Source organism: Mycetohabitans sp. B2, assembly GCF_021733735.1.
Lineage (GTDB): Bacteria > Pseudomonadota > Gammaproteobacteria > Burkholderiales > Burkholderiaceae > Mycetohabitans > Mycetohabitans rhizoxinica.
Map to the genome: position 1 here is coordinate 76,140 of NZ_JAHKSP010000034.1, position 13,356 is coordinate 89,495.

Annotated in this window: 6 protein-coding genes; 4 read left to right on the forward strand and 2 right to left on the reverse strand. The window is 55.7% G+C overall.

The genetic code is table 11. The features are described 5' to 3' along the window. Positions 1 to 66: 66 nt before the first annotated feature. The 4 genes from KPG66_RS07510 (at position 67) to KPG66_RS07525 (ending at position 1,580) form a co-directional block, all read left to right on the forward strand. Positions 67 to 285 carry a ribbon-helix-helix protein, CopG family gene (locus KPG66_RS07510; protein ID WP_041754296.1) on the forward strand — a complete coding sequence of 73 codons (219 nt, stop codon included), beginning with the start codon at positions 67 to 69 and terminating at the stop codon, positions 283 to 285. Beyond that, on the forward strand, positions 279 to 644 hold the full coding sequence (locus KPG66_RS07515) for a type II toxin-antitoxin system VapC family toxin (protein ID WP_013435458.1): 366 nt from the start codon (positions 279 to 281) through the stop codon (positions 642 to 644). The genes KPG66_RS07510 and KPG66_RS07515 overlap by 7 nt, the downstream gene beginning before the upstream one ends. A 277-nt stretch (positions 645 to 921) precedes the next feature. Further along, positions 922 to 1,161 (forward strand): ribbon-helix-helix domain-containing protein, encoded by a 240-nt coding sequence (locus KPG66_RS07520; RefSeq protein WP_237070454.1) that lies wholly within the window; start codon positions 922 to 924, stop codon positions 1,159 to 1,161. Continuing rightward, on the forward strand, positions 1,161 to 1,580 hold the full coding sequence (locus tag KPG66_RS07525) for a putative toxin-antitoxin system toxin component, PIN family (RefSeq protein ID WP_237070456.1): 420 nt from the start codon (positions 1,161 to 1,163) through the stop codon (positions 1,578 to 1,580). Before KPG66_RS07520 ends, KPG66_RS07525 begins: the two co-directional genes overlap by 1 nt. Positions 1,581 to 1,868: 288 nt before the next feature. Here the strand turns inward: KPG66_RS07525 and KPG66_RS07530 are convergent, their stop codons facing one another. Further along, positions 1,869 to 9,050, reverse strand: a complete 7,182-nt coding sequence (locus KPG66_RS07530; RefSeq protein WP_237070464.1) for a SpvB/TcaC N-terminal domain-containing protein — start codon at positions 9,048 to 9,050, stop codon at positions 1,869 to 1,871. Positions 9,051 to 9,197: 147 nt separating this feature from the next. Continuing rightward, positions 9,198 to 13,355 (reverse strand): FG-GAP repeat protein, encoded by a 4,158-nt coding sequence (locus KPG66_RS07535; protein WP_237070466.1) that lies wholly within the window; start codon positions 13,353 to 13,355, stop codon positions 9,198 to 9,200. Position 13,356 lies beyond the last annotated feature (1 nt).

The following is a 13,356-nucleotide window of genomic DNA, read 5'->3' on the forward strand; positions in this document are numbered from 1 at the left end:
AGCGCAAGGCGCGATACGAATCTTGTACTACGCCCCCTCATGATATATATATTTAAAGGAGCCGTTATGAGTCGTATCCTCGTTGAATTACCGGATTCGCGGATTGAGGAGTTGGCGGTTATCGTGGAGACCGAACATCGTCCACGCGCTGCCATCATTCGTGACGCAATCGAGGCGTATATCTCCCAGCGCAAGCGCACACTCGGGGCAGACGTCCTCGGGTTGTGGAAGAGCAAGAAAGTCGACGGCCTTGCCTACCAGCAGGAGCTCCGCTCCGAATGGTAAAGGCGCTTTTCGACACGAACATCCTGATCGACTATCTAAGCGGAATCAACGCTGCGAGGAAGGAGCTGGAGCGCTATGAATATCGTGCGATCAGCACGATTACCTGGATGGAGATCCTTGTTAGTGCCTCCACAGAGGAAGAATCTGCGATTCGAGCATGGCTCAGTTCATTCGATGTAGTCGCCCTCGATAATGCGATCGCGAACCGGGCAGTGGAGATTCGAAAAACCAAGCGGATTCGGTTGCCGGATGCCATTGCATGGGCGACGGCACAGGTGCACTCGCTGCTGCTTGTCTCACGCAATACGAAAGATTTCCCTGCGGACGAACCAGGCATGCGCGTCCCGTACAAAATTTAGGAAAGCGCAATGGCTTACAAAATCGTGCGTGCTGAGGGCCGAACAACGTAAGCGTTTTTTCGTCGTCTGGTCGCACGACTGCGCGAACGCGGGCCGCCGGCAAAAGTAATTGTCGCCAGACAGCCGATTTTCATCCGTAGGCTTGTTGACCTATGGACACGTCGTACCGATTGCTCCGCCGTAGTCCATAGAAACGATCGTTTTATTGAACTATTGCAAGCGCGGCAAATATGGCGCATAAACACCTATGCGTGTAAGCACCCAAATGGAGGGCATTATGAGCACTGTGCGCTGGAATATTGCCGTGTCACCCGACACGGATCAGTCCGTCCGCATGTTCCTTGCATCGCAAGGCGGCGGTCGCAAGGGCGATCTATCGCGCTTCATCGAGGAAGCGGTACGCACCTATATCTTCGAGCGCGCCGTTGAACAGGCTAAGGCGGCGAACGCCAACGTGAGCGAGGCCGATTTGACGGCTATCGTGAACGAAGCCGTGCAATGGGCGCGTGAGCACTGATGCGGGTCGTCCTCGATACCAACGTGTTGCTCAGTGCGCTGCTCTCGCCGCACGGCTTGCCGGACACCATCTATCGTGCATGGCAGAAGGATCGTTTCGACCTAGTAACATCGGCCGCGCAAATCGACGAACTGCGCCGTGCGAGCCGCTACGCGAAGTTCAAGGATGTGCTTCAGCCGCACCGCGTCGGCACGATGGTCAACAACATGCGGCGCTCGATCATGCTGGATGCGCTGCCGCCTCTGCCGGATGGCATCGAGGTCAACGATCCGAACGATGCGTTGCTGTTGGCGATGTCCTTGGCCGGCGAGGCCGACTATCTGGTGACCGGCGACTATCGCGCCGGGCTATTGCAACGCAGCAGTATCAGTCGTGCGCGCATCATCACGCCGGCGGCCTTCTGCGCCGAGACGCTGTGACATTACTCTAGAGGCAGGCTGAGGGTGCTGTGCACGCATCGAAAACCGTGGACATAGCCTACCTGAGCAGTTCACAGCGTACTAGAGGTTGATTTGCGCGGCCGATATGCCTTTCGGTGTCAATCGCGATATTGGGCTTTGTGGAGTCCAGATTTAGCTGAATAGTTCGTTGGCGCCCGCTGGTCCACGACTAGGAGCGACGCACTGGCGTTCCAAAGGCATGATCCATATCGCAACGAGTAGCCTGCTTCTACAGAGAATCGCGCATCCCTGATTTTCAAACGGACTCTAAGCGCTTTTGGCAGCTGCCCATCGTTGCCATTTCTTGCCTGCCATATACGCGTGCATTCCCGATCTTAGTTGGTTTATATTCAAATTAGCATTAATCCGCCTTCTGAGTTTATCCGCAGGATAAAGTTTATCATGCAAATCACTTTTAAGCTTTTCCAAATAAATTGTGGCCTCCCTTGCAGATCTTTCCAGAAGCCTTGCATCAAGGTTTTCCATTGCTTTCGCCTTAGAAATGGGCGCCTTCTCGAGCCTTTTAAGTTTATAAAGATGCAGATCAAGACCAGATATCGGCTTATCGAGTTGAGATAGAGCACTTAAGCCAGCAGCTTCTTTTTGCTTGACCAACTCAAGGAGCTTAGAGGTTTCTTTATAATCAGCCTCCACCTTTTCACGAGTCAAGCCTTCTAATCTCTTCCATGAATTATCGACTCTTTCCATATCCTGCTGCAACTTTAAAGATTTAATTGGCAAGGCTTCAGCAATAGGCTCCACACCGAAAGTTAGTGCCTCAACAGCCTTATCCGGCCCTTTTTTATGAATTTGCCTTTCCAGGAAATCTGTATTCATGTATTCCGATGCCCTTACCAAATTAGGATAAATATTCCTCTGCATCAGGCCAAATGCCACCCGTGTTCCTATATTTGCTGGATTAGGCCCGACAGGAAAAAACGGGGCTGTCAATACATCCACCACGCCTTTAATTGGAATGCTGGCCGCTGAAGAAATAATATTTATAGGGGCTCTTATACTTACCTCAGTATTACTCATACGATATATGCCAAGGTTTTTCTTGGCACTTTTTCTCACAACCAAAATTGCGTCGAAAGCATCAAGCGCAATATCTTTTGCAGAAGCGCCGTCGTCATCCACATAATTTAAAGGATTATTTTTAACAAATCCGAATAAATTTAGGCCATCTACAGTTCCGGCCGGGTCAGCGCTGAGCCACCGCCCAACCCATGGCTGATAATACCGAAGCCCATAGTAATAAAGACCAGTCGCATCGCGTTCTTTGCCTGAATAGCGTACAGTTTTGTATTTTGCTTCAATCTCGCTTTTCGCCGCCCACACTGCAGTGCCACCATACGGGTAATACTCTTCATAGGTCAATAACTGCCCCGCAGCGTCAAGCTCAATTGTGCTTGATCCTAAGTGATTATCCAGACTGTAGCGCAGCTGATCATTATTGATTGCCTCGGGCTGGCCAAGCTCCCAGTGCAATATGCGTACTGTAATGCCGCCTGCGTCCACCACAATGACTTGCAAACGCTCGTTGATGTTTGACTGTTGGGCATTGTCCGTGGCAGCTTGCCAGCGTTCACGCCATTCTAGGCCAGGCAAATAGCGCACCTCGTCGATGTGCCGCTGGCTGCCTGCGTACCAGCGACGCACCTTGCGCACCCGTTGGCCCGCACCATCATAGCCATAACGCTCATCATCGTCAGCAGTGTCTGTGCGCGCCATTTGGGTGACACCACTGAGTTGACCGCTCGCATCCCACGTAAGCGGTTGACCCATTTGTAATTGCGCCACATTGCCGTTTGCGTCGAAGTACGGGTCTACGCAATCAGGCTGTTTTGTCCAGTCACCTGGTACCGCGCGGTTCGAGCCGGCGGCCACCGTCATCTCAAATGTGTAGCGTTGCGCCCCGGTATGCTGAATGCGGTGCAAATTACCGCCTGCATCATACGTGTAGTCGCGCGTGTAATTCACCCGTTGCGTGTCATCCAAGCCGTGCCACGGTGGCAACGTGTTGCTTTGCTGCCCAGCCTGCGCACTTTCACGGCCGGTGGCCTGAACCAATTGATACAGCGCATCGTATTGATAGGTGCTCGCCGCCTCCACACGCTGATTGCGTGTATAACGCACGGGCTGCGCGGTGTCTTCAATGCGCGTGATATTGCCCACCGGATCGTACGTGTAGCTCAAGTCTTGCAGTGCAGTGCCCTCGCGCTGCGTGCACAGACTCGTCAATCGTTGTGTGCCCGCTTCATACGTATAGGTGCGCACTACGCCATTGCCGGCACGCACCTGCAACGGCTGGCCTGCCGCATTGTACGTAAAGTCCGACGTGACACAGCGCTCGTCCTGTTTAGCTAAGCGCAACCAAACCGCGCGAAGTCGCCCGGCTGTATCGTATTCAAAGCGCCGGCAATGCCCGCCTGCATCGGTGTGCGTGCGCATCTCGCCTAGCGCGTTATAGGTCCAGAAGGTTGTGTGGCGCTCGGGCTCAAGCAGTGCGGTCTGCACTGCTTCGCCTTCGGGCCAATCAGGCGCGTTTAGCGTTACTAAAAAGCTGCGAGCTTCACTCAACGGTTGACCGGTTAGCGCATAGTCGTCCACCCTCGTCAGACCAGATGGATCGCAATGACGTACCAATTGACCACGGCAATTGTGCGCTGCGTCGCTATCCGTTGCACCATAGACAAAACGTTCGCGACACGCTTCGGACGCACCGCCGGACTGCTCAAATCGCGCGGTAGGACGACTCAACTCATCATAGCTCCAGCGCTGACGGTGCCCGTTGCCAGTGGCTGCCCACACAAGCAAGCCGCGCGCATCGCGCAGTTGCAATTGCGTGCCCGCATCGACGCTGTGGGTGCGCAGCAGTTGGCCGGTGAGCGTACGCAGGTAACTGAAATTGCATTGGCCTTGCGCGCCGAGCCGTGGATCCGCACTGCTCACCAGTGCGCCGCTCGCATCGAACTCATGCCGGGTCACCAAAACTTGACGCTCGCTGTCCTCGGTGACACGATTGTATTGCACTTCGCGCACCGTCAAGCCCCGATTGTCTCGCACCGCGACCGTGGGCGTGTCGTGGCAACGGTCACCTGGCTGAGCGCGGGTGTCGTTTTCATCTTCATGCGTGTCGAACCAAACCGCAAAGCGGCTTCGCCGCTCATAGCCGGCTGCAGTGTGCACCCGTATCGGACGGCCCAACGGATCGTAATAAAGCGTGTCATGCGGCGCGCCTTGTCGCAGCGACACGTCCGTCACATAGCCAGGCGTATCGATAAAATACGGTTGATACATGCGCACCGCTAAGCCCTTATTGTTGTATTCGACGCGGCCCGAGACCGCCCAGCGCGTGTCTGTGTGTTGGCTCACCGGCCGCCCATTTTGAAGCACTAGGTTGCCGTGCGTATCAGCGGTCCACGCCGGCCCCGACGCCACACGCTGTTTGGTCTGCAGTGCGCGACCGAAGCCATCGGTGAACGCCACCGTACAGCGAATCTGTCGCTGTGCGTCATTCGGATAACTATCATGCATGAAGCTGGCCGTCTGCACGGGGGCGCGTGAAGCGTCAGACAACAGCGAGCGGATCTGCACCCAGCGCTCAGGTGACAGACCGGCTGGCGCGGCCGTGCTCCACTGATAGCGCGCACGCACGTGAGCATCGCGCGTGATTAGCCCCAGGTCGCACAGCTGCTGTTGCTCGGTGTCGCTCAGCGAGCGCCGTGCGTTGACATCCAACTGGCCCATCCAATTGAACAATGCATCGTAATAGACGCTTGCAGCTTGGCGGATCGCACCGGCCGGATCGGCCAGCGCCGCCTCCAGTGAATACACGTCGGTACGATAGTCGCGCACTGGCGCAAACCCGACCTCCTTCTCCCCTTGCGTGCCGTAGAAACTTGTGACCCGCACCCGGCCTAGCGGATCATACGCGGCTTCGTGCCGGTTCTCGTTTGCGTCAATCACGCACGTCGGTTGTAGCCGTCGATAGTCATACTCGGCCTGTGTAATATGCCCAAGCGCATCGGTCACGCACGTTACGCAATAGCCAGACGCATCGTAGTCGAGATGGGTCTCGGCGCCAAACACGTCCGTCTGATGGCCGAGCCGGTAGAAGTCATCTGGTCCTAAATAATAGGCGTGCGGTGAGGCGATCCAATAATAGCCTTCGTCCCATTGATACCGCGCTTGCTCAACCCAGTGCTCCAGGTCCTCAGGGGCTGGCAACCCTTCGCATGCATGCTCAAGCGCCGCCAGTGTCACCTCAGCCTGACGCGTGCTCGCCCCTAACCCTTGCACCGTCGCCTGGCCCAGTGGCAATTTGGCACCTTCTGTATCGACATAGTCCAGACGTTGCCAACCAATCAATTCATGCGGTGCGGTATTGAGTCGGCCGTCGCTCAGTTGCTCATAATCCAGCCACGCGCTGGAGTCCTCGAGCAACTGCACCGCTTGCGTTTTCACCTCACACGGCAGCCCCAATCGCCACGGCCCGTTGGACTGATTTAAGTGAATCCACCCGTGCTGCGTGCGCGTCACGCGCAACGGCTGCTGCTGCGTGTCCTGGTATCCGTCCGGGACCGCCGGATTGATGCGGCGTGGATAGTGCACCGTGGCCGCATCCGTTGAATAACCATACGTATCCGCCTGAAGCAACACTTCATGTGTGATCAGCGGATCGTCAGGTAAGCGCTCATACTGGATGCTGAGCTGCTCGAGCGGCATCGGCAGCAGCACGCTTGCGCCAAGCGCATTGGGCATCTCACGTACCTGATAGCGGTATTCTGTCACCGTGTACGGGTGCGCGGCAGCGGGCGTCTCATCGGCACCATACACTTCCTCGCGCCTCACCCGTCCGCACAGTGCGCGCCACTGTACTGCGTCGGGGCGCGCGATCGGCTGATTGTCGTGATCGAGCCAGCGCGTGGCGCCCAGCGATGGTGCTTTTGCATCCCCGGCATAGTAGTCGGCTCGATCGTCGTCGTCCTGCTTAGCACCGACGCGAAACCACGTTTTCTTAAGCACCGGCGCGGTGAGCGTGTCGTCATCCCTCTCACTTGTCGCATGGTGCTCGATATCCCACTGCTCACAATAGCCAAAACCGGCAAACTCCCGCTCTTGTCCATCGTAAAAGCCGTGCCGATAAAGGTAGCGCTGCGTCAATGTATTGCCGGTGACCTCATCGGTTTGCGTCAGTTGCGAGATAAGCTGCACCGGAAACGGCAGGTGGCTGACGGCATTAGGCGTCGCCTGCTTTTCATCAAGCCAGGCTTGTGCAGAACTGCGGTAGCTAAGTTGGGTATCCCAGCCGCGGTTGTTGTTTATGCGTTCAAGCAAGTACGGTTTCTTGCCTGCGGCAAAATCCATGATCCAGTGACGCGGGCTCGGATGCGGCACCGTCAGTACCAATGCTGCACAGCCCGTGCCGGACACATCCGCAAAACTGACCTGACAGGTAGGGGCATAGCGTACGCCGTCGGGCCACGCGAGCGTGACCGGCGACGCCAACCCGTTGCCACTTTGGTTTAAAAAAACGAGCAGATGATCTTTTTCCAAATAGATTAAATCGGCTGCACCGGAACCGTCCAAGTCCGCGAGCCGCACGCGAGCGGGGTCAAACGTATCCCAGTCAAACGGCAACGTCGCCAACGTGATCGGTGCACCCAGTCGTCCGCGGCCCAGATTCGGCCACACCACCAGCACATCGTGACGCACGCGCACCAGGTGCGATTGGCCCGAGCCGAGCATGTCACTGAAAGCAACCAGTTCGTTGAAGGCGCTCCCGCCGCCGGGCAGCCGATCGGACTCGTGCGCAACCTCTTCGGGCACAGCAAAACCGGCCTCGCGCCGGTTTGCGTACAAGCGTACGCTTTTAGGGCCAATCAACGCCAAGTCCGGCAGCCCGGCGCCAACCAAATCGACCAACTGTGCCTCAGGGTGCAAAAACTCAGTCGGAAACGCGCTAAACGGCACAAACGCTTGCCACCGCTTGTCCGGGCCCAATGAGAAAAAGCCGGCCATGCCGGGCTGCGCCACAACCCAGTCAAGCTGCCCGTCGCCGGTCAAGTCCATCAACGAAGATCGGCCCGACGGACCAATCCCGCCCGTGGGCAATTGCGGCAGCGGCTGCCACGCGTCGTACGCGATTACGTCATCGCCACTTGAAGCGCGCACTGGCGCACGGTACCAATAGCTTGTGCCATCGCGGTACAGCACGCCCGGCACGCCTTCGCCATACAGATCGACCAGTTGATACAGCGCTCCATCGTTCAGCCCCGCGAGCGGCTCAAACGGCTCAAACCGGCTCTGCGCCAGCGTGAAGGCACCAAAGCCGAACTCGAGCGGCGGTAGGCTGACCACAGCCGGCTCGCCGCTTCCGGGATTGGGCCCATAGCCAGTCATCCACGCGGCGCGCAAGCGGCTGAATACCGGTTGTTCGTCGTATTCAAGATACACGCGTCGCACCAGCACCGGGTCTGTGCCCAATGCATCAAAGCGGTGAAACATCAGCACTTGCCGGCATAGCCGGTGCGTGCGCACTTCAAATCCTACTGAATAGTCGGAAAATGGGTCCCGGCGCGCGCACCACGCACGTTGCGGCGCATACGTGGGCAATGCATTCGCGTCGGCCGCATGCTCACCGTAGTCGAACACCAACTCAAAATGCCAGTCGGTGGGCACCGGCATGCCGCTTAGCAAGTATAATTTAGCGCACGCTCGACGATTGCCGAAACACACGCGTTTTAAATACCGCTGCGCGCGCCGCTCACGCGACTGCTCGACGGGGACGCGGGTATCAATACCCCTATCATCTTCATTTTGATACGTATAGTATAGATGCTCGCCGTGTGGCGTGACGCTTTCCTCAAGACACCAACGTACAATACGCTCGGGTGTAGCCGGATCGGCCACACGCGCGTCGGCTGTATAGCCGAACAGATGCTGCGTACCATCGGCGGCCTGCACGCACCAAAAGGCGCAACTCCCATCGTCTTGCGCTTGCCAATACTCGAGCCGATCAAAGCTGCTGGCCACACGCGACGCAAACGGTGTGACTTGAAAACTGCGCTCGTTTAACGGCTGGCGTGATACGTCACCAACCCGCACCAACACTTCGCCGCTCGCATCGACGAATTCATCCGACTCCGTGTAGCGTGGCACCCCTTTCGCGGTGCGTCGGCTAATGCTGGGCACGCTCAAGCTCACGCCGAGCCCAAATATGCCGTTGCCCGCACCGCTGCTGTAGTTGAGCGACAGTGCCGGTGTGTCGCCCCCTGTGTCAGTGATGGGTAGTGGCAGTGTCAGCAACACGGTGCCGTTGACACCTCCGGCGTTGAGCGTTTCCCCAAGGCCCTCGATTGCGCCCCCGCCCTTGGGTAGCGATAGCGGCGACAGCCCAATGGCAGGCAGTGCACTGGACCCAGCGGATGTGACGACGTTCATCGCAACGCTCTCGACGTAAGGTTAATTTTATGGACGGCACGCTAAGCATTTAAAAATGGATATTAAGCGCATTAGAGTACAGTCACACCCACAGACATGATGTGTACGTTTGAAACGTTGCATACTTCAGCAACGCATCAAGGCAACTCATATATATGTATAGGCAGCGCCCGCCCCAGTTACATTGTCAACGTCGCTACGATATGCTCCAACGACTACAATCTCGCCATCGCCGCTGACCGCAACGCTGTGGCCAAACTGATCAGACATCACTTTATCCAACGTGGTTAATTTTTGCGACTGCTCCCACTCGCTGTCCACCTGGTGGAACATGTACGCGGCACCCACAACGACTTCGTTGTCAGACCCGCTCTTGTGTGCCCCAACGACCACTGTCTGGCCATCGCCGCTGATCGCAACGCTTATGCCAAACATATAATCTTCCGCCTTATCTAACGCGGTCATTTTTTTCTGCTCTGTCCACTTGCCACCTTCCCGGGTAAACACATACGCAGCGCCCGCATCGGTTAGGCCGTCAGGATCGCTCACAAGTGCCCCGACGACCACGGTTTGGCCATCGCCGCTGATCGCAACGCTCTCGCCAAAATAATCACCTTGCGCCTTATCCGAAGCGGTCAGTTTTTCCTGCTGCATCCATCCGCTGCTCTCCCGGACGAACACATACACAGCGCCCGCACTGACTCTGTTAGACTTGCTATAACGTGCCCCGGCGACCACGGTCTGACCATCGCCGCTGATCGCAACGCTGTAGCCAAACTGATCTTCTTTCGCCTTATCCGACGCGGTCAAGATTTCCTGCTCTGTCCACTTGCCGTCCTCCTGGATGAACACATACGCAGCACCCGCATTGGTTAGGCCGTCGGGGTCGTTCCAAAATGCCCCGGCGACCACGGTCTGGCCATTGCCGCTGATCGCAACGCTGTAGCCAAGATACTCACTCGTTTCCTTATCCTTTGCGGTCAGTTTTTTCTGCTCTGTCCACTTGTCACCTTCCCGGGTAAACACATACGCTGCACCCGCGCGCTTGCTGCCACCAGCGTAAGGGCCGCTCCTGTATGCTCCGACGACTACCGTCTGGCCATCGTCGCTGATCGCAACGCTGTGGCCAAAATAATCATCTTCCGCCTTATCCGAAGCGGTAAGTTTTTTCTGCTCTGTCCACTTGTCACCTTCCCGGGTAAACACATACGCAGCGCCCGCATAGCGTAGGCCGTCAGGGTCGCTGAAATATGCCCCGACGACCACGGTTTGGCCATCGCCGCTGATCGCAACGCTCTCGCCAAAATAATCACCTTGCGCCTTATCCGAAGCGGTCAGTTGAAACTCTCGGGCGAACTTCTTTGTTACTTCGGCGGAAAATTCGAGCGGATGACATGGTATGCGATCACACGAAAATACCAAGTCGGTAACACCGACAGAATTTTCGTCACAGGTTATTTCCCAAGTCAAACCGTCCTCCGGCAGAGTTTCACTCTGGCCCAAAATAGGGAAGAACGTAATACCAGGATTCGGTTCATCGAGCCAATTCAGTGCGATTTTATTCCCGACAATCACAGAAGATTTTGATGTTATTCTCAGTGTATGAGCCGTATCGGCTCTTAATGACAAGAGCATGCCCTCATCCAACCTAACAGGGTTATCATCCAACATCACCTCAAACAATGACCACTCAAATTTATCCAATACCTCAATATTAAAGTACTGTTCCAGCGGGCTGTCTTCCCTTGGCTGATCAACCGTTGCTGTGACTCGCCGGGAGCCTGCTACCGATGGTGAATAAACCCACATGACCCAACCATCTTTGTCGGTTTTATCGTCGTGTTTCGTTGGTGGAGTATGGTTATCCTGCCACTGCACAACAATCCCTTCCACAGGTTTGGCTGTATGATGCGAATAAATCTGAACCTTGACCGTGACCGTATCGTCTTCTGCCAGAACGGGAATAATGTCTTCCTGATGAGTGTTTTCGACCTGATAGCTGTCTGCAATCCAGCCATTCATATCCAGTGGGCAACGCAACCTTGGCGTTCGTAATTGAAAATTAAAGCGCCCGTTGGCCTCCTCCGTGCACGAGATGGTCCAACGTATCCCCTCTTTTGTAAGCTGAAGAGGCTGCTCAAGGGCAGGAGAGAACGACACGCCCATCTCTGAGGGGGAAAATGAATTATCGCCCCAAGCCAGGTGGAAGGGCTGCCCCTCGAGTATGGACTGTGTACTAAGCTTAATAACTAATACGTGGTCCGAACCTGGATACAGATCCAACGCATCAATGGTAGCCAGCTCAACTGGTTCGTTATCCAACGTGACTTCAAACAACGACCAATCAAATTTATCCAGCACTTCGATATCAAAGCAGTGTTTCAGCGGTTCTTGCTCTCGGGGTTGTGCAATCGTAGCAATGAGTTGGTGCGGGCTCGCGACTGAGGGCTGATAAGTCCACTCTGCCCATCCGTCTGGGCCAGTACCGATTTTATACTCCTTGGGAGGAATTTGGTTATCTTCCCATTTCACCTCCGCCCCTGAGACTGCTCGGTCTGTATGAAGCGAAAAAATCTGTACCTTGACTTTAATCGTCTCATTCCACGCTAGGACGGGAATCACATCCTGCTGGTCAACAGCTTCAATCTTGTAATGGTCTGCAATCCAACAATCTAGACTTAGCGGACAGCGCAGCCTAGACGTACATAGTTGCAGTTCGAAGCGCCCGCTGGCCTCTTCCGTACATGAGATAGTCCAGCATATTCCGTCTGTTGTAAGCTCCCTTTCTTGGCCAAGGAGGGGATCAAAGGACACGCCCAAGTCTTCTGGATTGGAAGAGTTGTCACCCCAGGCTAGGTAAAAGCTTTGCCCTTCTAGCACGGATTGTGGACTGGGCTTGAACAACAATACGTGTTTCGAACCCGGAGAAAGGTCCAAGGCATTAAGATTTATGGGCTGCTCACTTATGGGTTGCTCATCCAAATACACTTCAAACTGCACCCACGGCAACGTCGGAATCGCGCGGACAGTGAACGTACACTGATCCGGCTCAATGTTATATGGGGCATTGACACTCGCCTCGACAGGTGTTTTATCTGCCGTTGGCTGATAGGTAAAATAGGCCCAACCCGCTTCGTCGGTGGTACACAAGTTCGGTCCCTTCGGTGCCTCCCATTGCACCACCACGTTATCGGCGTGCACTTTCGCCACGCCATTGCACACTTGCACTGCCAGCCGCACCGTTTCGTTCAACGGAATGACCGGCCAATGCGACGGTTCTGGATGCTCGCTAATTGCTAATTGATAATGCCCAACCGCACATGGCAATGCAAAAGACTCAGCATGGTAGACACTGTCAATGGTGATATCAATCTCGCCGCTGGCGGCATTACCACACTCGATACGCCACGGTGCGGTGACGTGCTGCGCATCGTCTTCAGGCTTTGACGCAGTGGCGCTGAGCGTGACCTTCAGCCGCTCAGCTTCATCGGTATTGTCCCATTCACCATAAACATCAGTTCCTGGATAAGGACCGTCCCCGGCCCAACCATTGTCTTCTTCAGGCAACAGCGTCATCACATGTGTCGCACCGCGGCAAATTGGCACCCGGCCATCGGGCAGCAGCGGTGCGATATGCGTGTTACCTTCAAAATGAATGTGCACTTTGCCATCCTGCAACGTCAACGGTGGTAGATGGAGCTGCACCGCCACCCCCGGATGCGCCGAGGCATCGGTGCTGCTGCCCGCCACATGCAGCTCGCCCTCCCTAAACGGCCATTCCACGGCTAGCGGCGTCGCTTCGGGTGGCTCATGTTCAGGAACGCTTAAACTCACTTCAGGATTGCGCCCGGACGCCAAGCGCACTTCGAATTCGATGTCGTGGTCCTTGTACGACTTAAAAAATACCTCGCGTGAAAGCCACTGTGTATAGTCATCAGCGGCCAGGCGATTGTCCGAGCCAGCCGTTGGTAGTTCCACGCGGTCTTTCTCTTCACTGGGCCAGGCGCGCAACTCGGCGTACGGCTCCTCGCCTCCTTGGAAACGAGTCGGTTGATACTGAAACGACAGCTGATACCCATAGTTAGTCGCGTCCAGCTTGCCTGGGTTGACCGGCAGCGCAAACCGCTGCTGGACAATGCCCCTTTCGAAATACAGGTAATTTAGGCCAGTGCCAAAATCTTTCTCTTGTGCCACTCCCGGCTCATCGGGATTGGCCGATTCCCAACCATTGCCAGGGTCAAGAAAATTTTTTTCAAAGGTTCCGTTTTTCAGTAAATTGCGGCCAGTCTTGCGTGGGGTTGTCATG